18 protein-coding genes and 2 tRNA genes are annotated in these 20,931 nt (G+C 63.2%); 7 read left to right on the forward strand and 13 right to left on the reverse strand.

The genetic code is table 11. The features are described from left to right. The first annotated feature begins 2 nt into the window (after positions 1–2). Both QM609_RS24385 and pknB read left to right on the forward strand, forming a co-directional pair. Positions 3–1,361 carry a protein kinase domain-containing protein gene (locus QM609_RS24385; protein WP_019746232.1) on the forward strand — a complete coding sequence of 453 codons (1,359 nt, stop codon included), beginning with the start codon at positions 3–5 and terminating at the stop codon, positions 1,359–1,361. Further along, positions 1,358–3,283, forward strand: a complete 1,926-nt coding sequence (gene pknB / locus QM609_RS24390) for a Stk1 family PASTA domain-containing Ser/Thr kinase (protein WP_007729221.1) — start codon at positions 1,358–1,360, stop codon at positions 3,281–3,283. Before QM609_RS24385 ends, pknB begins: the two co-directional genes overlap by 4 nt. 57 nt (positions 3,284–3,340) lie before the next feature. Here pknB and QM609_RS24395 read toward each other — a convergent pair whose 3' ends face one another. Beyond that, complete coding sequence (locus QM609_RS24395) at positions 3,341–4,006, reverse strand: aminodeoxychorismate/anthranilate synthase component II (protein ID WP_003942537.1); 666 nt, start codon at positions 4,004–4,006, stop codon at positions 3,341–3,343. Between the two features lie 22 nt (positions 4,007–4,028). Next, the gene (locus tag QM609_RS24400) at positions 4,029–4,742 is read right to left on the reverse strand and encodes a DUF881 domain-containing protein (protein WP_020905624.1); all 714 of its coding nucleotides are present in this window, start codon (positions 4,740–4,742) and stop codon (positions 4,029–4,031) included. A 102-nt stretch (positions 4,743–4,844) separates the two neighbouring features. Between QM609_RS24400 and crgA the strand changes: the two genes are divergently transcribed. Further along, positions 4,845–5,108 carry a cell division protein CrgA gene (gene crgA, locus QM609_RS24405; RefSeq protein WP_003942576.1) on the forward strand — a complete coding sequence of 88 codons (264 nt, stop codon included), beginning with the start codon at positions 4,845–4,847 and terminating at the stop codon, positions 5,106–5,108. A gap of 107 nt (positions 5,109–5,215) precedes the next feature. Then, on the forward strand, positions 5,216–5,707 hold the full coding sequence (locus QM609_RS24410; protein ID WP_003942511.1) for a PH domain-containing protein: 492 nt from the start codon (positions 5,216–5,218) through the stop codon (positions 5,705–5,707). A gap of 7 nt (positions 5,708–5,714) precedes the next feature. On the opposite strand, the gene QM609_RS24415 is transcribed toward QM609_RS24410, so the two are convergent. Further along, positions 5,715–6,563 carry a TauD/TfdA family dioxygenase gene (locus QM609_RS24415; RefSeq protein WP_050656758.1) on the reverse strand — a complete coding sequence of 283 codons (849 nt, stop codon included), beginning with the start codon at positions 6,561–6,563 and terminating at the stop codon, positions 5,715–5,717. A 106-nt stretch (positions 6,564–6,669) separates the two neighbouring features. Next, positions 6,670–8,037, reverse strand: a complete 1,368-nt coding sequence (locus QM609_RS24420; protein ID WP_228232348.1) for an FAD-binding oxidoreductase — start codon at positions 8,035–8,037, stop codon at positions 6,670–6,672. 126 nt (positions 8,038–8,163) lie between these two features. Here QM609_RS24420 and QM609_RS24425 point away from each other — a divergent pair, with 126 nt between their 5' ends. Continuing rightward, on the forward strand, positions 8,164–10,029 hold the full coding sequence (locus QM609_RS24425) for a helix-turn-helix domain-containing protein (RefSeq protein ID WP_050656770.1): 1,866 nt from the start codon (positions 8,164–8,166) through the stop codon (positions 10,027–10,029). Here the strand turns inward: QM609_RS24425 and QM609_RS24430 are convergent. Both QM609_RS24430 and QM609_RS24435 read right to left on the reverse strand, forming a co-directional pair. Next, positions 10,020–11,363: an MFS transporter gene (locus tag QM609_RS24430; protein WP_003942551.1), complete on the reverse strand. Its 1,344-nt coding sequence runs from the start codon at positions 11,361–11,363 to the stop codon at positions 10,020–10,022. The two genes, QM609_RS24425 and QM609_RS24430, sit on opposite strands and share 10 nt — an antisense overlap. Positions 11,364–11,498: 135 nt before the next feature. Continuing rightward, complete coding sequence (locus QM609_RS24435) at positions 11,499–12,932, reverse strand: amidase (RefSeq protein ID WP_050656760.1); 1,434 nt, start codon at positions 12,930–12,932, stop codon at positions 11,499–11,501. Positions 12,933–13,061: 129 nt separating this feature from the next. Between QM609_RS24435 and QM609_RS24440 the strand changes: the two genes are divergently transcribed. Continuing rightward, positions 13,062–13,985 (forward strand): helix-turn-helix domain-containing protein, encoded by a 924-nt coding sequence (locus QM609_RS24440; protein ID WP_050656761.1) that lies wholly within the window; start codon positions 13,062–13,064, stop codon positions 13,983–13,985. Here the strand turns inward: QM609_RS24440 and QM609_RS24445 are convergent. Together QM609_RS24445 and QM609_RS24450 are read right to left on the reverse strand one after the other, a co-directional pair. Continuing rightward, on the reverse strand, positions 13,978–14,922 hold the full coding sequence (locus QM609_RS24445) for a rhomboid family intramembrane serine protease (protein ID WP_283337571.1): 945 nt from the start codon (positions 14,920–14,922) through the stop codon (positions 13,978–13,980). The genes QM609_RS24440 and QM609_RS24445 overlap by 8 nt on opposite strands. Before the next feature lie 17 nt (positions 14,923–14,939). Beyond that, positions 14,940–15,467 carry a peptidylprolyl isomerase gene (locus QM609_RS24450; RefSeq protein ID WP_007729190.1) on the reverse strand — a complete coding sequence of 176 codons (528 nt, stop codon included), beginning with the start codon at positions 15,465–15,467 and terminating at the stop codon, positions 14,940–14,942. 90 nt (positions 15,468–15,557) lie between these two features. Here QM609_RS24450 and QM609_RS24455 point away from each other — a divergent pair, with 90 nt between their 5' ends. After that, entirely contained in the window at positions 15,558–16,010 is a 453-nt protein-coding gene (locus QM609_RS24455; protein WP_039973062.1) for a hypothetical protein, read from the forward strand. Between the two features lie 57 nt (positions 16,011–16,067). Here the strand turns inward: QM609_RS24455 and QM609_RS24460 are convergent, their stop codons facing one another. The 5 genes from QM609_RS24460 to QM609_RS24480 all read right to left on the reverse strand — a co-directional run bounded on the left by QM609_RS24460 (position 16,068) and on the right by QM609_RS24480 (position 20,918). Further along, positions 16,068–17,345 (reverse strand): lipase family protein, encoded by a 1,278-nt coding sequence (locus tag QM609_RS24460; RefSeq protein WP_050656763.1) that lies wholly within the window; start codon positions 17,343–17,345, stop codon positions 16,068–16,070. A 127-nt stretch (positions 17,346–17,472) separates the two neighbouring features. Beyond that, positions 17,473–19,137, reverse strand: coding sequence for an alpha/beta hydrolase (locus QM609_RS24465; RefSeq protein WP_007729186.1), 1,665 nt, complete (start codon positions 19,135–19,137; stop codon positions 17,473–17,475). Positions 19,138–19,199: 62 nt separating this feature from the next. Then, positions 19,200–20,309: a baeRF11 domain-containing protein gene (locus QM609_RS24470; RefSeq protein ID WP_050656764.1), complete on the reverse strand. Its 1,110-nt coding sequence runs from the start codon at positions 20,307–20,309 to the stop codon at positions 19,200–19,202. 286 nt (positions 20,310–20,595) lie between these two features. Continuing rightward, positions 20,596–20,668: transfer RNA gene (locus tag QM609_RS24475), tRNA-Ala, on the reverse strand. A gap of 176 nt (positions 20,669–20,844) precedes the next feature. Further along, positions 20,845–20,918 (reverse strand) — tRNA-Ile (locus QM609_RS24480). Positions 20,919–20,931: the final 13 nt, after the last annotated feature.

Genomic DNA, 20,931 nt, shown 5'->3' on the forward strand with positions numbered 1-20,931 from the left:
CCGTGGCGTTGAACAACGGCGCTTTGATCGCCGATCGTTACCGATTGATCCGTCTCATCGCCACCGGTGGGATGGGTCAGGTGTGGGAAGCCACCGACTCCCGGCTCAACCGTCGCGTCGCCGTCAAGGTACTCAAGTCCGAGTTCTCTTCCGATCCGGAGTTCTTGGAGCGCTTCCGCTTCGAGGCCCGCACCACCGCACAGCTCAACCATCCCGGTATCGCCGGAATCTACGACTACGGCGAGACCCGCGACAGCTCGGGCGATTCCACGGCGTACCTGGTGATGGAACTCGTCAACGGTGAGCCGCTCAACGCTGTCCTGGCACGCGTCGGCCGCCTGGCGGTTCCGCATGCCCTCGACATGCTCGAGCAGACCGGCCGCGCCCTGCAGGTCGCACACGACGCCGGTGTCGTGCACCGCGACGTGAAGCCGGGCAATATCCTCATCACGCCTACTGGCCAGGTGAAGATCACGGACTTCGGCATCGCCAAGGCCGTCGAGAACTCTCCTGTCACGCGCACGGGAATGGTGATGGGCACCGCCCAGTACATCGCGCCCGAGCAGGCCCTCGGTCAGGACGCGACCGCGGCGAGCGACGTGTACTCGCTGGGAATCGTCGGATACGAAGCACTTTCGGGTCGACGCCCGTTCACCGGTGACGGCGCGCTGACCGTCGCGATGAAGCACGTGCAGGAAACCCCGGCGCCGATGCCGGCCGACCTGCCGCCGAACATCCGCGAGCTCATCGACATCACGTTGACCAAGGATCCGGCCGGCCGCTACGCCAGTGGCGGTGAGTTCGCCGACGCCGTCGCAGCCGTTCGGGCAGGGAGGCGTCCACCGCCGCCCGGTCTGCTCGCCACCGGTGCCGCGAGCGCGTTGCCGGCGACGGGTGCCACGCAGGTCATGCCGCCGACGTACGCGGGCCCGGTGACGGGCGCAGCTGTTGCGGACGACGCGGCAGCCGGCGGAATGACCAGTGGGCAGAAGGCCGTGGCATGGGCCGGCGGCGGATTGATCTTGTTGGCGTTGATCATCGGCGGAGTCTGGATCGCGACCGACGGTCCGAGCGACCCGACGCCGCCCGTCGTCACGTCCACGACATTGCCGACCACGACGACGACCAAGCCCACCACGACGACGACTCGGCCGACGACGACAACCACCGAGCCGACAACAACGACGACTCGGCCGACGACAACCACGACCGAGCCGACAACCACCACGACAACGCCGACCACGACAACAACAACTCCGACGACCACAACCACCACCACGACGACAACGACGACCACAACGACCACTGAGCCGTTGGCGGATCCCGGAGACGCTGAAGAACCGCTAGGACAAGACCAATGACGACACCCCGCAATCTCTCCTCCCGCTACGAGCTGGGTGAGATTCTCGGCTTCGGCGGAATGTCCGAGGTTCACCTGGCGCGCGACCTCCGACTCAGCCGCGACGTCGCGATCAAGGTGCTGCGTGCAGACCTCGCGCGCGATCCCACGTTCTACTTGCGGTTCCGTCGTGAGGCGCAGAACGCTGCTGCGCTGAACCATCCGGCGATCGTGGCCGTCTACGACACCGGTGAAGCCGAGACCGACGCCGGGCCGCTGCCGTACATCGTCATGGAGTACGTCGACGGCGACACGTTGCGTGACATCGTGCGCAGCACCGGGCCGATGGCTCCGCGCAAGGCGATGGAAGTGATCGCGGACGTCTGTGCCGCTTTGGACTTCAGCCACCGCAACGGCATCGTGCACCGCGACGTCAAGCCCGCCAACATCATGATCAACCGTGCCGGCGCCGTGAAGGTGATGGACTTCGGTATCGCCCGTGCCATTTCCGACGCGTCGAGCCCGATGACGCAGACGGCCGCCGTGATCGGCACCGCTCAGTACCTCTCGCCGGAGCAGGCGCGAGGTGAGCAGGTGGACGCGCGTTCGGACGTGTACTCGCTCGGTTGTGTGCTGTTCGAGATTCTGACGGGCGAGCCGCCCTTCAAGGGTGATTCACCGGTCGCCGTGGCGTACCAGCATGTTCGTGAAGATCCGCAGACGCCGTCGGAGATCAATCCCGACATTCCGCGCGAGCTGGATTCGATCATTCTCAAGGCGATGAGCAAGAACCCGGCCAACCGCTACCAGAGCGCCGGCGACATGCGCAGCGACTTGGTACGTGTCCTGGGCGGTCAGCGTCCGAGTGCTCCGATGGTGATGAACGACGAGGACCGCACCACCATCCTCGGCGCCGTCGGCTCCGACACCGGGAACTACCGCACTGCTCCCGATCCGGTCGAGCCGGTTGCTGCGAGGACAACTCGCGCTGCCGAGCCGCCTGCCAAGAAGAAGGGCGGACGCTACGCCCTGATGGGCATCGCGGCGCTTCTGGTGATCGGTCTGGTGACGTTCTTCCTCATTCGGGTGAACTCGCCGAAGGTCGAGATGGTGACCGTTCCGGGTGACCTCACCAACCAGCCCGCCGACGTCGCCGAGGCGACGCTGACAAACGCCGGATTCCAAGTGGAGCGTCAGCAGAAGACGGACAAGGTGATCGCCGCCGGAAACGTCATCACGACGCGTCCGGTTGCCGGGGTGCGCATCGAGAAGGGCAGCACCGTCACCATCGACGTGTCCACCGGACCCGAGCAGGTCGCGATCCCGCGCCTGACCGGGCTGAGCCAGGACGACGCGGAGAAGAAGCTCAACTCCGTCGGACTCCGACTTGATCCGACCATCGGCAAGGCGGCGTCGACCGTCGCCGAGGTCGACAAGATCGTCAATCAGGACCCGGCCGTCGGAGTGTCGGTTGTTCTCGATTCCGCGGTCTCGATCACCGTCGGCACCGGACCGGAGCAGGTTCGTGTCCCGGATGTCACCGGTCAGCGTGAAGAGGTGGCGAGGCCCAACATCGAAGGTGCCGGGTTCGTCGTCCAGATCACGGAGATCGATTCGGGTCTGCCGAAGGGGCAGGTCGTTTCGACCGACCCGACCGGTGGCACTTCGGCCACCAAGGGTTCGACCGTGACGCTACGAGTGTCCAACGGCAACCAGGTCGCGATGCCTGATCTGACCAACAAGACGGTGTCGGAGGCGTTGAGCACGCTTCGCGCAGCCGGTTGGGCGGGAACCGCTTCGCAGCTGGTGCAGAACCAGAGCACGACGCTCACCCCGGAAATGGTGGGCAAGATCGTCTCGCAGACCCAGCCTCCGGGCTCGGAGATCTCCAAGGACGCGGTCATCACCGTCAGCGTCGGAGCGCTCGGAATCCCCGGCCGCTAGCAAAGCGAAAAAGTGCCTCCCGGAGATTTCCGGGAGGCACTTTTTTGTTGACAGGTGTCAGAGAATTGCGGGCAGGGCTCCACCGAGCGCCGACGCGACCTCGGCCTCGAGAGCTGCGACGAGCCCTTCCGGAGGCGCCTCACCGCAGACTGCGAGCCAGTTCGCGAGCATCCGGTGTCCACCCTGAGTGAGGACGGACTCCGGGTGGAACTGGACGCCGTGAATCGGCAGTTCGCGGTGACGCATCGCCATCACGACGCCGCTCTCGGTGTGGGCGGTCACCTCGAGTTCCTCGGGAATGGTGTCCTCGAGAACCGTCAGCGAGTGGTAGCGGGTAGCGGTGAACGGATCGGGCAGTCCGGCCAGGACGCCGACGTCCTTATGGTGAACCAGACTCGTCTTGCCGTGAAGCAGTTCGGGCGCGCGGTCGACGGTTCCGCCGAAAGCCGCACCGATCGCCTGGTGTCCGAGGCAGACGCCGAGCAGCGGAGTCTTGGTGTCGGCGCAGACCTTCACCAGATCCATCGTCGCTCCCGCGCGCTGCGGAGTTCCGGGGCCCGGGCTCAGGAGAATGCCGTCGAACTGCGCTACTGCACCTTCGAGGTCTGCCGTCAGTTGTGGATCGTCGTTGCGCCAGACCACGGCTTCGGTTCCGAGCTGGCCGAGGTACTGCACCAGGTTGAACACAAAGCTGTCGTAGTTGTCGACGACGAGAATCCTCATGAGAGCAGGGTAAACGCCTGTGCTATCCGCCGGTATAGGCGGGGACCGTGATCTGCGACGGCGTCGCCTGCGTGTACCCGAGGCCGAAGCGGGTCGCGTACTGCTTGTAGATCCGAATGCCCGGTTCGGCGGCGAGGGCCGCCTCGAGGCGCGCAACGTCACCGATGGCGCTCATCACGTAGGGCGGGCTGTAGGTACGTCCGTGAAGAAGAAGAGTGTTTCCGATGCACCGCGGCGCCGACGTACTGATGATCCGTTGGTCCTGCATGCCCACCGCTTCGGCCCCGCCGGCCCACAGCGCGTTCAGGACGCTCTGGACGTCCTGCTGATGCACGACGAGGTCGTCCGGGGTGGCGTCGACCGGGTACTTGCCTTCGGCGTTGCGTGGGGCGTCCGTCATCGTGACCACGACGCCGGGGCCGGTCATCTCCGTCAGTCCCGCGTCGGCGGAGATGTTCTTGATGTCACCGAGCGCGGCGGCCACTCCGGCGTCGGACCGAGCCGCGTCTTCCTGCAGCGAATCGAGCTGAGCGGCAAGTTCGTCCCGGTCGGCCGAAACTTTTTCGGCATTGGCCTGGGCGCTGCGGACCAGATCGGAGAGCCTGGTGCTTTCGGTGACCTGCAGCTGGTTTTCCTCGGCGGATCGTTGCGCCGTGGCGACCATCAGACCGGCTACCAGGCAGACGGCAAGTACACCGATGTGCCAGACGGTTCGTGAAGATTCACCCGAAGACACGTGGCTCCTCCCGGATTGTGCAGGTCGGCCGGTGACCAACTGGACACAGCTACGTTAGCGTGTAGGTAACACATGCAGGTCACACCGTAGAGCGAGGACGTCATGCCCAAGTCGAAGGTCCGTAAGAAGAACGACTACACAGTCAACCCGGCAAACCGCACTCCGGTGAAGGTGAAGATGGGTCCGTCGAGCACGTTGTACGTCTCGGTGATGCTCGGATTCATGCTTGTCGGCCTGGCGTGGTTGATTGTGTACTACTTGGCCGCGGATTCGATCACGTGGATGAACGACTTGGGAAACTATAACTTCCTCGTCGGCTTCGGTTTCATGGTTGTCGGCCTTGTCATGACCATGAGATGGCGCTGACCAGCGAGTATCTGATTCGACCCGGATCGTGACCGTCATTCAATTACATGGGTGTCATTCATCCCCATTGTGGATAACTCCTGTGGACAACCTAGGAAGTTATCCACATGCTCGAGGATGAATTTCATCCACAGCCTCGTGACAACGTCACGGAGGTGATCTCGTGGGCCACTCCGATGGGTGTTGTCTACGCGATGTTCGGCGGCGGAATTGCCCTCGCGATCGCCTCGATAATCGCGCCCACGGAGCCTGCCGGACGCTTCCTGCTCGCCCTCGCGGTGATCGGGCTGTTCGTGATGGGCGGACTCGCCCTGCGTCAGCGTCCCCGCCTGGCTGTGATCGAAGACGCGGGAACCAAGTCGATCGCGGTGCAGCGATTGCGCGCCCGCCACGAGTTCACCCGCGAACAGATCGACCGCGTGCGTCTCGTCCGCTACCCGCGTCTGGGTCGACGCGTCCCGATGCTCGAGATCGACATCGTCGACCGTCCCACCGACACGGAGAAGCTGTTGATCTTCGGACGCTGGGATCTCGGCACGTCACCGGAGGACGTCCTGGACGTGCTCGCCGTCCACGGTTTGGTGCCGCCCGAGAAATAAGCGCTGGTTACATGGCCAGTGCCGCGAGGTCCGGCTGCACGATGTCGAGAGCCTGCTGCGGCACCGCGACTGCGTCGCTCGACCATCCCCAGATCGAGTACAGCTCACGGCCGGGGTCGGTGTATCCGTCGCGGCCGTGCAGTACCCGGTAGTTGTCGATGCAGATCATCTCGCCGGCTTCGGCGCGGAACATCGGACCGCTGTCTCGCACGTGAATCACAGCCTCACTCCACTGCTTCACCAGCGGCCACTGCGCTACTTCCGATTCACCGGCGATCGGCGCGAGGTACGGGTGATAGCGAACCTGGTTGCGTCCACTCGGCACCGTCCTGGCGATCGGCGCAAATGTGTTCTGCGGGAAGTTCGGTTCCGAATGGTCGATGTCTGTGCTCCAACAGAATTCGGCCAGCTCCGCTGTTGCGGGATCGAAGGCGAGCAATTGGGTCAGTTTGACCGCGTCGATGAGAAACGAGTCGCCGCCACTCGGGTACGCCGGGCGCTTGCACCACAGAAACAGGTAATCGGGAGCGTAATCGCCGAACGCGAAACCGTCGTTGTGGGCGGTCATCCGCTCGCCGGAGAAACCGAACGAGCGCTTGCGGCCGCGTTCGTCCACCGGTTGCGTGTCGACGACAGCGGCTTCGGCATCCTGACTTTTGGCGCTCGCCTCGAACTGGCGGCCGACGCGAATGCACTTCTCACCGAGCAACTTCGACGCGAAGGCAATGGCATCTTCCTCGGTGTGCAGGCCACCGAACACCGCGGCGCCGTCGAGAGCGATTGCCGCCCGGACGGCCTCGACCGTCTCCACGCGCCGCGGAACAACACTTGCCAGCGTCAAATCGGAAGAGAACATTCATGACTCCATACGTCGAGTTGGCCAAACGGTTCAACTCGAGCGTAGGAACTCGTCATTTCGACGGCGTAACTCCGGAAACCGATTCGGTTACGGAGCCAGCCTTTCAGATCACCTTGCCCGGGTTCATGATTCCGTGAGGGTCGAGTGCGCCCTTGATTGCATGATGCATCGCGACGACGGCCGGTGACAGTTCCTGTTCCAGGCCACCCATCTTCAGTAGGCCGACGCCGTGCTCACCGGTGACGGTTCCGCCCAACTCGAGGGCGTTGTCGATGATCTCGGCAAAAGCGGCCTGAGCGCGCCTCCGCGCCGCTTCGTCGTCGTGTGGCGTGATCAGCAGCGGGTGCAGGTTGCCGTCACCCGCGTGCGCGATGTTCGCGATGTGCGTGTCGTGCCGGGCCGAGATGGCCTCGATGCGCGCCAACATCTCCGGAACCGCCGCCTTGGGGACACAGATGTCCTCGGTGAGCACCGGGCCGAGCCGCTCGAGGGCGGGGTATGCCAGACGCCGGGCGGAGAACAGGGCGTCGGCTTCCTCCTGGTCGGTGGATCTCGCGCTCCAGGTAGCCCCGGAACGGTTGAAACAGGCCAACATTCGCTCGGCTTCGGCGTCGCCGATCTCGCCCGGTGTGTCGATTCGGCCGAGCAGGACCACCTCGGCATCGGCCGAGAGGCCCATGTTCTTCCAGGCATCGACGGCAAGCAGGCACTGCCGATCGATCAACTCGAGGGCCGACGGCGTGAGACCGTCTGCGGCGACGGCTTCGACGGCCTTGCCCGCAGCAACGATGGAGTCGAAGTATCCGACGATGGTGCGTTCGGGATCGCGCTGAGGACGAAGCTTGACGGTCACCTCGGTGATCACCCCGAGAGTGCCTTCGGAGCCGACCATGAGTGCCGAGAGATCAAACCCAGCCACTCCCTTGGCAGTTCGACGCCCGAGCCGAACCAGCTCACCGGTTCCGGTGACCACCTGCATGCCCAGTACGTAGTCCTTGGTGACGCCGTACTTGACGCAGCACAGGCCGCCGGCATTGGTCGCGACGTTGCCGCCGATCGTCGACCAGGGTGCGCTCGCCGGATCGGGTGGATACCAGAGGCCGTGCTCGGCGCAGGCGTCGCGGAGGTGATCGTTGACCACTCCGGGTTCGACCACGGCCAAACGCTCGAGGGTGTTGATCTCCTTGATGGCGTTCATCGCGTCGAAGGCGATCACGACGCCGCCGGCGACTGCGTTGGCTCCGCCCGACAGACCGGTTCCGGCGCCGCGCGTGACGACGGGCGCACCGTGGGCGATGCACGCCTGCACAACTGTCTGTACCTGCTCGGCTGTGCGCGGGCGGACCACTGCGACAGGCATCTCGTAGGGAGCCCACTCGGCGTCGTCGTGGATGTAGCTCGCCATGATGTCGGGGTCGGTGATCAGTCGATCCGCATCGATCTGCGAGCCGAGCGCCTCGAGGAGTGTCATGTCTCCACGATAGTGACGGCGGCTACATCGCCCCATGTAGATTAACTCCGAGAAACCGGAAACTGTATGGACATTCTCTCCATACTCATCATTGGTCTGACGAGTTGGTCTGACAAGGGAGCGCGGATGCACGAGAACTGGCTACAGCTTCTCCTGGCCGAGGCATCCACCGAGGAACTGATCGAACACCGCGATCAGTTGGCCGCTGGGTCAGGCCCCGAGGTCGCCGCCGAGATCGAGCGAGAAGCCCGATCGGCACTTCAACTACGAAGTCTCCTGGCTCAGCGCCGACAGCGCGCCACCGAACTCGGGGCACTCAACGACATCGCGTCGCTGCTGACCACGATGCACGATCACCACGCCCTCCTGCAGGAGATCGTGGATCAGGCCAAACGACTACTCGGCGTGGACCTTTCGTACCTTGCTCTCATTCACGACGACATCTTGATCATCGAAGTCACGAGCGGTGCGTACACCTCCCAACTGCTCGGCCTCACGGTTCCGTTCCGCGAAGGTCTGATCGGTCGCGTAGTCGAGAACTCTTCTCCCGCTTGGTCTTCCGACTATCGAAACGACCCCTCGTTTGCACACATCGGGCCCGCCGACGACGCAGCGCGAGCGGAGAACATGCGCGGCCTGTTGGCCGTGCCGCTGACCTTGAACGGCAAGATCCTGGGTGCGCTGTGCGCGTGCAAACGTCAGGAGCGCCGATTCGGCAACGAGGAAGTTGCGTTGCTGTCCGCCCTCGCAGCTCATGCCTCGGTGGCGATCGAGAATGCCCGCTCTCTCGAACGCTATCGCGCGACGGTTGCAGAAGTGAATGCAGCGAACACCGAACTTGCTAAGCGCACAGCACTTCTCGAACAGACACTGACTTGGGATCGTTCGCTCACACAAGTTGTCCTGCGCGGCGGTGGAGTCCGTGAACTCGTGGAGGAAACCTCGGCGTCGACGGGTTCGCCGGTGTTCTTCGTGACCGGAACATCCGAGATTCCACCGGGACTGCAACGGGTGAGCGAGAGCGTGCATCGGGTCTTCGACATCTTTGCCGCCGACCGACGCGAGCAGGAGGTGACGCTGATCGTCGGTGAGCAGTTCCTGTTCGCCACCGAAGTACGCAGTGCCGGTGACCAACTCGGAGTTCTGTTCCTACTCTCGCGCCAGGAACCCACCGCCGCCATGAGATTGGCACTCGAAAGGTCAGCTCCCGCCATTGCGCTGGCACTGGTCGGCGAACGGGCGGCCAGGGAAGCTACCCGTCGGGCACGCGACGCATTTCTGGTCGATCTGATCACCAGGCCTGCGCCGACGCCAGCCGAGGTCACCGGTCAGTTCCGCCTGGCCGGGCTCAATCCTGACCGCTCGTACACCGTCGTGGTGGCCCGCCCGGCCGACGCCGTCGACCGTACGCGTCGCAGTATCGAGGAAATTGCATTCCCGTCAGGAACCGTTGTTGCCGAACATGGTTCACGAGTCATCACACTGATTCCCGGAATGTCACCGGCAGCAGTTGCGGCGGCGTGGGTGCAGCCGGCGGAGAACCCGACCGTCGGAATCGCCGATCCGGCGGTGGGAGCGGAAGGTCTGGCGCGAGCGTATGTCGAGGCGCAGCACACCGTCGACGTCCTCGAGACTCTCGGTCGGGCCTCCCACGTGGAACCGGCAAGTTCACTCGGCATCTACCGAATTCTCCTCAGCCGCACCGGCCGCGAAGAACTGGAAGCCCTGACAGAGCGTTCCCTCGGTCCTCTCCTCGAGGAGGAGCAACGACGCGGCGTTCCGCTATTGGACACCCTCGCGTCGTACCTGTCACACAATTGCAAGCACTCCGCGACCGCCGCCGCGCTCGCGATTCACGCCAACACTCTGTACCAACGGCTCGAGTCGATCGACAGGTTGATCGGTACACAGTGGCGTCAGCCGGACCAGGCGCTCGATCTTGCGCTCCTGATCCGGCTGCGTGCCAGTGCCGGGAAACTCGGTCAGATCTGAGCGGGCTTGCTCGATCGCTTTGCCAGTGCCACCACAAGGATTGCGGCACAGAGCATCACGGCGCCCACCACCCACAGTCCTGCCTTGGCATTTCCGGTCACATCGGTGAGCCAGCCGGTGATGTACGGAGCACCGAAGCCCGACGCGTTGCCGATCGAGTTGATCATGGCGATGCCCGCGGCCGCGCTGGCACCCGTCAGGAACGTGGTGGGAAGGTACCAGAATACGGGGAGTGCACACAGCACGCCGACGGCGGTGAGCGAGACCGCGATCATGACGGTGAACGGTGAATCCAGGTACAGCGCAATCGGAATTGATACCGCGCCCAGGAGCGTCGGGGCTGCAACGTGCCACATTCGTTCACCGGTCTTGTCGGAATGGCGGCTCCACAGCACCATCGCGACAGCGCCGATCGCGTAGGGGACGGCCACGATCAGGCCTGTCTCGACGAGCGAGAAATCGGTGTTGAACGTCTGCTTGAATCCCGCGACGATGCTGGGCAGGAAGAAGCTCAAAGCGTAAAGGCCGTACGTGATTCCGAAGTAGACCAGACCGAAACCGATGACGCGGGGATCGCGCAGGGTCTTGCCGGCGGACTGGTGACCGGCGTCGCCGAGTTCTTTCTCCTCGTCGGCCATGGACTTCATCAGCCAGGTGCGCTCCTCGAGGGTCAACCACTTTGCGTCGGCGGGACGATCGGTGAGGTAGAACCAGACGACAAACGCCAAGATCACGGCGGGCAGACCCTCGATCAGGTACATCACGCGCCATCCGGCGAGGCCGAACAGTCCGTCGCCGTACTGGATGATGGCCGCCGAAAGCGGGGCGCCGAGCGCCGACGAGAGCGGAAGCGTCAGCAGGAACAAGCCCATCAGGCGTACGCGGTACTTCTTCGGGAACCAGAAGGTCAGGTAGAGAAGAACTCCGGGGAAGAAGCCGGCCTCGGCGATTCCCAGCAGAATGCGGAGGAAATAGAGGCTGCCCACGTTGGGCACGAATGCCAGCGCAGCGGCGAGGATGCCCCAGGTGAGCATGATCCGCGCGATCCACAGCCGGGCGCCGAAGCGGTGCAGGGCCAGGTTGCTCGGCACCTCGAACAACAGATAGCCGACGAAGAAGAGTCCGGAGGCGAGGCCGAACATCGTCTCGGTCATCCCGAGGTCGGCGCTCATGGTGAGCTTCGCGAAGGCGATGTTCGTACGATCCAGATAGTTCACGAAATAGAGCAGGATCAGGAAGGGAATCAGCCGGCGCGCTACCTTCTTCACCACGCGAGATTCGATCTCGCTCGGCGCAACCCCACCGTCAGTGGTGGTGCTATCGGTGGAGGTCATGGCAGGGGTACTCCTCGGAAAAGGTCAGCGTTGCTATCTACGAAGTGACTCAAGCCACAGTAGAAGCACCGCTGACCTCAACCTATGTGAAGTTCACCCATGAGTTGGCGCGCAACGTGGAGGAAAGCTCCACAACTATCGCGCAAATACCGTCGGCCTGCGATGCTCCCAGGGCATAGCCTTCTCCAGGTCACCCGCCAACGCGAGGAGCTTCGCCTCGTCTCCGTAAGCACCGATGAACTGAATCCCGATCGGCCAGCCCTCGGACGAGGTACACAGCGGCAACGAGATGGCAGGATTGCCGGTCGCGTTCGAGATTGCGGTGAACGAACCGAACTCGAAAATCTTGTCCGCCCAACCCTGTGCGTCCAATGCATCGTCGTCTGCGTCGAGATGTCCCAATTCGGTATTCGGTGAGCTGGTTGTCGGCGTCAAGATCACGTCATAGGACCCCAGGAACCGCGCATACTCACGTCGGACGGTGTTGAACACGTTCTCCACCGCAAAAACGTCCCGCGCACCGAGTTTCGCGCCGTATTCGGCACACGCGAGAGTGGTCGCTTCGAGGTGATCCGTGCCGGGAGTGAATCCCAGTTGTTCACCCGCACCTGCCACAGCTTGCGCAAGAAAACTGCACCACGCATCGAGGTTCGCACGATTGAACATCTCCATATCGATCGATGGCGCCGCGTACTCGACGAGGTGGCCCATCGATTCCAGTTGTGCGGCAACCGCCTTCACCGACAGTACGCACTGCTGATCGACCGGCCGACGCGGATCACCGGAATCGACGGAGACGGCAACCCGAAGCGGCCTTGACTCCCGTGCGGCACTTTCCGCGAACGAGTCGACCGCACTCGGAAACAGATACTTGTCGCCCGGCTCCGTCCCCGCGACCGCGTCGAACAACGATGCGCAGTCACGCACGGTTCTGGTGACCGCGAATTCAATTCCCATGCCCAGCAGTGGATCCGAGTAGTCGGGACCAGGGCTTACCCGTCCGCGGCTCGGCTTGAGCCCGACGAGCCCGCACGCCGCCGCTGGAATACGAATGGAACCTCCGCCGTCGTTCGCGTGAGCCATCGGAAGTGCGCCTGCCGCAACAAGGGCCGCCGATCCGCCACTGGAACCTCCGGGGCTGCGAGTGGTATCCCAGGGATTGCGGGTCGGCTTGCCGTAGGCCTTTGCCTCCGTCGTCGCGTTGAATCCCATTTCAGGTGACGTCGTAACCGCCATGGTTGCAAGGCCGGCCCGCCGAAAACGCGCCATCAGATGGCTGTCGTACGGATACGTGACGCCGTCTCCGAACAACCTGCTGCCGTTACGCTGCGGGACGCCCGCGGCGTGAATGATCAGATCTTTGATCGCGAATGGCACTCCGGAAAATGGCCCGTCGGCGTTGTAGTCCAAGGGGTCGAATCGATCACCGACCATTGCTGCGAGTTCACTGTCCACCTGATCCAGCGCAGTTGCTGCCGCAGACTGCACCTGAGAAGCGCTCACCTGCCCGCTTGCAATCAGTGAGGCAAGCTCAGTCGCATCGCAGGCTGCGTAATCCGAAACATCCATCGTCGTGCTCCAAGTGCTCGAGGTCCAGTGATGGAGGAGAACCTAGGAGCAGGTGGGCTCGGACGAGTCCGTCGATCAGGGGATGCGGAGACAGCGGACTCGTGCTGTGACCCAAGGCATAATTCAGGGATGGCTGATCCGACCTCGAGACGCTTGGCTGCCGCGCTGAGGCTGCGCGACGCCTTACCCGCGATGGTCCCGGCGCGCGCACTCTTCGAATTGCAGGAAGCAGTGCCGTACCACCACGCCGGACTGTCACGGTGGGATCCGTCCGAACGCACCCACCGAACAGTCGCGAGCCTGGGATACCCGGCGGCATCCCTCGACGTCGTCAATACTCGAATGGCAGCACATCCCGTCTTCGAACAGCTTCAGGGGCAGCGGCTGCCGATCGTTCTGCACGACGTCGACGATCATCTGCGGACCGGAGTTCTGTTCGATTCCGTCATCGCACCCTTCTACAGCGACGGCATCAGCCAGTGTCTGTTTGCGGGCGACGGTCGCTATCTAGGAATGTTCAACGCGAGTACAACACCAGGGCATTATCTCGACGATCAATCGAAAGTGACGATCGCTCTGCTCGCAGCGTCGTTGGCCGCTGCCCTCGACCCATACGAGCCCAGCCGGAAGGCGTTGCCCGATTCACGGCCGACAGCTCTGATCGCTCCGGACGGCACCGTCGTCGACGGCTCTCGCGAACTGCCGATAGCGGTGCGGAACGCCGGCGCCGAAAGTGCCCGAACGGGTGCCCCCGCCACTTACCTGTCACTCGACGGGACTTCGGTGATTCGTCTCGAGGTAACGCCGACCCGCGGGGGCCTCGCCGTCGTCAAATGGCATTCGATCGAGCCACCGATGGGATTGACTCGACGCGAACTGGAAGTACTCGCACTGATACCGACCGGGGATTCGAACACGGCCATCGGAGCGCGCCTGGGGATCGGAGCAGCAACGATTGCTACACATGTCGAACGCGTGATTCGGAAAGTAGGCGTCCCCAATCGAACCGCCGCGGCAGTACTGGCGACCCGATGGGGATTGCTCGCTAACTGATTCCCAGCTGTTCGCGCAGTTGGACGACGCGGAGCACGATGACTCCCAACGTCACCACAGTGACGGCACCAAAAGCGATCCAGCCGATCCGCACTGCTTTCACGCGGTTCTCACCGGCGCCCAACCACTGCGGGGCGTACAGGAATGCAGCGGCCGTTGCGGCACCTGCCACCAGACCTCCAGCGTGACCCCAGAACGAGATCCCGGGCAGCGAAATGCTGATGATCACATTGATCGCGATCACCGAGATGATCGGGACCGGGCTTCGACGCAAACGCAATAGAAGGACGGCCTGTGCGCCCATGATGCCGAAGATCGCACCCGACGCCCCAGCAGTCCAGGACAGGGCCGTGAGCGAAGAGAACACCGGCTGGAATGCCATCACCGAGGCGGAACCGCCGAGAAGCGAAACCAGGTAGATGCCGATGTACCTCGAGCGGCCCATCACGATTTCGGTGTCGCGTCCGAGGATGTAGAGGGCGTACATGTTGACCGCGAGGTGCAAGATGCCGAAGTGCAGGAACCCGGAGCCGATGAGCCGGAACCAGTCACCGCTGGCGACGAGCCCCGGATTGAGTGCCCAGTTCGCGAAGATCGACGAGCCGACCTGATTGTTCATGATGCTTCGCGACTGCGCGAAGGTGGCGAGGAACGCCAGGACGTTGAGCCCCATCAAGGTGTACGTCACGACCGGGACCGCACGGGTGGGGCTCACGGTGTTTCCGGCGACGCCCCGAACGCGGCGGACATCACGCTGACCGGCAGCTACACAGTCAACACATTGGTATCCCACCGCCGTCTCGCGGAGACAGTCCGGGCACGCCGGTCGTCCACAACGATTGCAGGAAAGTGCGGTAGGTCGATCTGGATGGCGGACGCACCGCGGTTGGGGCGGGATGCCCTCACTCGCACCGCCGCCCCAACCGGGGTTCGTCATCTGCTTGTTTTACCTGTTCAGGAGATGGTGATGCTGTTGATCACGACGGGCTCGACCGGACGATCGCCACGATCGACGGCGGTGGAGGAGATAGCGTCGACAACCTTCTTGGAATCGTCGTCGAGAACCTCACCGAAGATGGTGTGGCGACGGTTCAGGTGCGGCGTCGGGCCGGTGGTGATGAAGAACTGCGAGCCGTTGGTTCCCGGGCCTGCGTTGGCCATGGCCAGCAGGTAGGAACGGTCGAACTGCAGTTCCGGGTGGAACTCGTCGCCGAACTTGTAGCCCGGGCCGCCGGTGCCGGTTCCGGTGGGGTCGCCACCCTGGATCATGAAGCCGTCAATGACGCGGTGGAAGATGGCACCGTCGTAGAACGGGCCGGTCTTGGTGCCGGCGGCGTTTGCGGTGGTGTACTCCTTCGAGCCGTCGGCGAGGCCGACGAAGTTCTCGACGGTCTTCGGCGCATGGTTGCCGAACAGAGCGATCTTGATGTCGCCGCGGTTCGTGTGCAGCGTTGCGGTTGCGGTCTGATGAGTTGAAGTCACACCACCATCGTGCCATTGCCGGCGTTCTCGTGGATGTCGCCCCGCAAAAGTCTCCCTGTCCTCGCCCCACTGTTATGGCACAGTGAAGTCATGACACGAGTGACCGAGTCCCTCAGCACGCAGTTGCCCGACACCTTCGATCACGCGCGCGCCCGCGTCGAGGACACCTTCGACGAGACTGCCGCCTACCTCGAAGAGACAGCGGCTCGCATCAAAGAGTCCGAGGCAGCCGACAACGCTCGCCGCATCGCTGCGGTGGTCGCCACGTCGGTCGCTCGCGGCGCTGGGCAGGTCGGGTTGTTCCTGGGTCGTCAGGGCAAAGTCCTCGCCAAGAAGGGCGTCGAGCGCGCAAAGGCCATCCCCACGAAATCCACGGAACGCACCGAGAAGCCTCGCGGCCGCAAGCGCGTCACCGTGTTCGTCATCGCCGGTGTTGCGGTGATCGGTGGCGCGGTGTTCTTCAAGAGCCGCCGACGCGAGCATCCGCCGGTCGCTTCCGCACCCCCTCGCCTCGAGGAGAACTCGGCCGAGAAGACCGCTTAGTCGACATACGAAAAGCCCCGGAACAGATTGTGTTCCGGGGCTTTTCGATGTTCACATTCAGCAGTTGGACGGTGCCGGGACGTTGTTGAAGCGATCGATCATGTATCCGATGGATTCGGGGGTACCCACCAGGTACGGCGTCGCGTGATTGATTGCCAGTCCCGGAATGATCGGGGGCAGTTCGTTGACGGAGAACTGCACCGTTGCACCCTTGCCGCACCAGTCTCGCGCCAGTTGCTGTCCCTGGCCGAACGGAACGATGTCATCGGAGCGGCCATGCTGAATGAGCACGGGCGACTCCGGCGTCAGCTTGCCGATCTTCTGCTCGTCGAGGATCGCCTGCGCCATGGGGAGACGCGCCAGAACTGCGGAGAGTGATTCACCGGAATTGGTGAAGCTCGACGACTGCTGGAAGCCGAACTGCAATCCACTTTCGGCGACGCACTGGTTCTTGGTGGCGGCCAACATCTGTCGGCCGCGATCGTTGATCTCGGCGTCGAGCAGCGGCTGAACCTCGGGGTACTGGGCAAGGATCCCGTTGAGCGCGTATCCGATCACTCCGGTGAGGAACGTGCCGTCGACCTGCTGCAGCGTCGCCGCCAGATCGGCGGGCGGTGCACCTGCGTAGGTGCCCTTGAGATCAAGCTCAGGAGCATACGACGGCTTCAATTCCGTTGCGGCAGCGGCAGCTCCACCACCTTGCGAGTAACCCCACAGTCCGACGGGGCCGTCGGCGGGAATGCTCGTGTTCGGGAGTTGCTGAGCGGCTCGCACCGAGTCCAGAACGGCGTGCGCTTCGGCTTCACGGTTGACGTAGGTGTGATCGCCCGGAGTTCCGAGGCCCTCGTAATCGGTGACGACGACGGCAATGCCGTTGAGCAGCAACGTGTTCACCCAGATGGACTCGTAGCCGACCATGACGTCCGTCGGGAACTGGTACTCGATACCGGTGTTGAACAGCTTGGACGGAGCGCATTGATCGCCCTGCCCGTGCGTTCCCACCGCTGCGGCAACCAGTGGACGCGCCCCCTGCCCGGTCCACGGGTTCGACGGTTCGAGATAGGTGCCCGTCACGGCAACGGGGGCGCCCTTGGCGTCCTCGCTTCGGTACATGATCTTGGTGGCGGTTGCCGGCCACGCACCGTTCGATCCGGGCACGCTCAGCAGCAGTGGTGACGGCTCACTCTTGATGAGATCTCCGTTGGCACCTGCCGGAAGCTCGACCGGCGGCGTGTAGAAATCCGCCGGCTCCGCCGTTGCGGCAGGGGCCGTCACAGCACCCATGACCAGTGCCGCGACGGAGACCCCTGCCGCCCACCATGCTCTGCTCTTCACGTTTCGATCTCCCCACGTTCGCTTGCGCTGTGGCTTGGCACACAGCGAACGCAGAGTAACACATACCTCACGTAACACTTTTTCGTGAGGTTTTCGCCTTAACAGGCTGAATTACAACCGTTTACGACTACTTCGTGGGCTCCAGATTGGTGGTCAGCAGCGCACGAAGCTTGTCGGTATCAGCCGACGTCCAGGCCTCGGGGTGCAGGATCTTGGCCCACATGTCCGCTGCATCCTCGCCGTAATTGTGACCGTGCCCGGACGGGACGTCAGCCGAGAAGACCATGTCGAGGGTTACCTGCCAGAAGGTCACGAGAGGAACCCATGTCATTCCCGGATCCACGTCGCGACCCAGCGGTTCCTTGAGCCAATCCGGCTTGTTGAGCAGCAGGTCGAAGGACCACCACGTGATCGGGTCGCTGGCGTGCTGCCAGTACACGATGCGATCGTCGTCCCAGTCCGACTTCAGCTCCAGATCTTCCGGATCACCGGCAAACCGAATTGCCTGGCCACCGTCGATCACCGGCAGAATCTCCGGTGAGCCCGAGTCACGACTGTCCGTGATTTCCTGCCACTGAGCAGTGAAGTTGGGGGTTCCGACCCACAGTGCGCCGTCGACGCGCGTCATCATGTCCTGGGCGCCGGCGAATGCGGCCTGGCCACCGTAGGAGCCGAGGCTCTCACCGAAGACAACCAGTTCGGGTCGCGTCTCAACGGGCAAGTCGATCCACTTGGCGTAGACCGCGTTGAACAGCGCGCGGCCGGCGATCATCGGCGTCTCACGGTCGGCGATGAAGGCCAACGGACTCGGAAGGAACGAGTACTGCATCGACGCGATCGCCGTGTCCCCGCCCTCGACGTACTCGAACGCCGACGCGACGTCCTCGTTCACCCAACCGCGACCGGTGGTCGTGACAACTGCGAGAGTTCCGCGGTCGAATCCGCCGGTGCGCTCCAACTCGTCGACGACCCGCTGTGCGACACCGTTGATCGAGTCCGAGGATTCACGTCCGGCATACACCCGGATCGGTTGCTTCGCTTCACGTCCGGTCAATGCAGAGATCTCGGCTGCGGTGGGACCGCTACCCATGAAGGTGCGCCCCTCCTGGCCGAGAGAATCCCAAGCCTCGGCGGACATCGGCGAACCGCTGCGCTCTGCAATCATGGGCTGTTCGATGCCGTCCGGTGTTTCGTGATCCGCACCGGAGAAACTCCAGTTCGCGAAGGCGATCAGCCCGTTGTACAGCGCACCGTTCACGATGAAGATGCCGAGGGCGAAGATGACGATCAAGCTGCCGACCTTCGCCGCCTCGAGGGGAACGAACCGTAGTGCGACGGCGGTGAGCTTGTTGGTGGTGAACCGAAGACCACGGCCTGCCTCGAGCAGGATGAACCAGATTCCGAGCGAAATCATCAGCACCAGAAGATAATTCGCTTGATTGGTGCGTGGAGCTTCCACGAGATCGCGAACGATCTGCTGCCACCACGAACCGAGGACCAAGAACGTCGGCACCAGAATGACGGCCGCGACCAACAGGATTCGCCAGCCGATCTTCTTGGTGCGATCCGACCACTGCGGTTCGACGCCGCACTTGCGGATCATCCAGGCAACCGTCACGCCGACGCCGTATCCCATGGCGAGCGAGATGCCCGTCGCAACGCCCTGCAGGTACCACGCGCGCGGCAACAGGGACGGACTCATCGACCAGGTGAAGAAGACCAGAGCAAAGGCAAGCCCGACCGGGTGCAGCGTCTTGCAATAGAGGCGCAGCCGTTCCCACACACGTTTCATGCCGGAATCGTATGCGCCCCGTGCCCGAATCAGGTCACGAAGCGCACACGCGTCCAGTCTGTTTACGGGGCGAAGCGCAAAATCGCGGCAACTGCGCCGCCGCCCGGAATGTCCTCCGCGCGAACAGCGAGCACCCGCGCACCCGTCAGGAGCGCACGACGAGCGATCTCGTCGACGACCCCGTAGGTGCTTCCGTTGGTCGACTCGCCGGTCGTGAGAGCGCCCGTCTGGGGATCGAGACTTCCGGGTACGACGGAATCTATGTCGATGAAAACGGTGTCGACCTGTCCGTACGTCGCGGCTGTTGCCACGTCGGCGACGTCCGTCTGAGTGCGTCCCTGTTCCGTGCGCACATTGAAGGTGTCCCGCACCGCCGCCAGCTGCTCGGCATGGAAGTCGTCGAGCGCCGGACGCGAACCGTCCGCCACTTCCTGCGTCGACAAGGCTTCCGGGTTTCCCTCGACGGTTTTGTCGACCAGGTGGCGGTACGAATTCACGGAGCGATACACCGACGCGATGGGTTCCGCAGCGGCCAGAATCAAGGGGACGTCACGGCCGGCGAGCACACCGCGGACCTCGTGATCGACTGCGCGGGCGTACTGATTGACGCGCAACTTTCGGCTGTCCGACCCCGACAACCGACCCGCTTCGGTACGGCTGTTGATCGACGACTTGCCCGCGTGATCCGCAGCGTTCTTCGGCATTCCCTGAACACGGACCTCGTCGGCCGGCTGATCGGCAGCGATCTCGATCAGTCGCACCGAACCCTCTGCCAGAGCGAGAACAAACGCCGTCTGGGGGAACGTCACCGAACGGAGCAGTGGCTTGAGATGAAACCGATCGCTGACCGTTTCGAGCGCCTGCAGACGGTTGGGGAGGCGGAAGGTCACCAGACGCTCCGGCGTCGCGTACGTGACCAATGAGCGCGACTGGAAGCGCCAGAAATCATCGTCGTCGTCGAGCGCTGCGTATTCGGCCTCGAACTGCTTGCGCTCGGCCGGATCCTCCACCGATGCGAGTGCCGAGCGGACCTGGTCCTTGAAGGCTATGCGCGCTTTGTCGTAATCCTGCGGCGCATCTTCAGTCGGAGTAACGATGGTGATGCAGGTGGGCCCCTCCACCTCCGCGAGTGCGGCAATTTCACCGTGGCTGGGAATGTCGTTGTGAAGCACTACGAACCTCCTGAAATTGGGTTCTCCTCACGCTACGCCCGGCTGGTTATGACCACTAGACTTTCCGGAGAATTCGGGACGAACGGTCCATAGTGGGCGCGGTTCCGGCCACCCCACTCCGAGCGAACGGCATGTTCATCGCCTCCAGTGCGCCGAAAGTGCCGTTCGCTCAAAAACAGGGGGCACACAAGTCGGGCAAGTCGGGCACCGGCCGGGGCGAGCAGAGATCGGGTACATCGGCATACAAAAACACCCTCCCGGATCCCGGGAGGGTGTTTTCTTACTGTGGAGCCTAGGAGATTCGAACTCCTGACATCTGCCTTGCAAAGGCAGCGCTCTACCAACTGAGCTAAGGCCCCGTTCGGTTTTCTGACCGGAGTCAGAGTACCTAGGTTCTATCCTGTTTCCAAATCGTGCCAAACCTTGTCTCCGCGCTGACTTTTGATCAGCTTGGTGACCCCGAGAGCTACCAGAATTCCGGCCCCGACAAGCAGGAAAACCTTCATTCCAGCAACCCTTCTTCGGCACATGGGAGTGGGCCTAGGAGGACTTGAACCTCCGACCTCTTCATTATCAGTAAAGCGCTCTAACCACCTGAGCTATAGGCCCCTGAACCGATTCC

This window comes from Rhodococcus sp. IEGM 1302 (assembly GCF_030056935.1).
Lineage (GTDB): Bacteria > Actinomycetota > Actinomycetes > Mycobacteriales > Mycobacteriaceae > Rhodococcus_F > Rhodococcus_F qingshengii.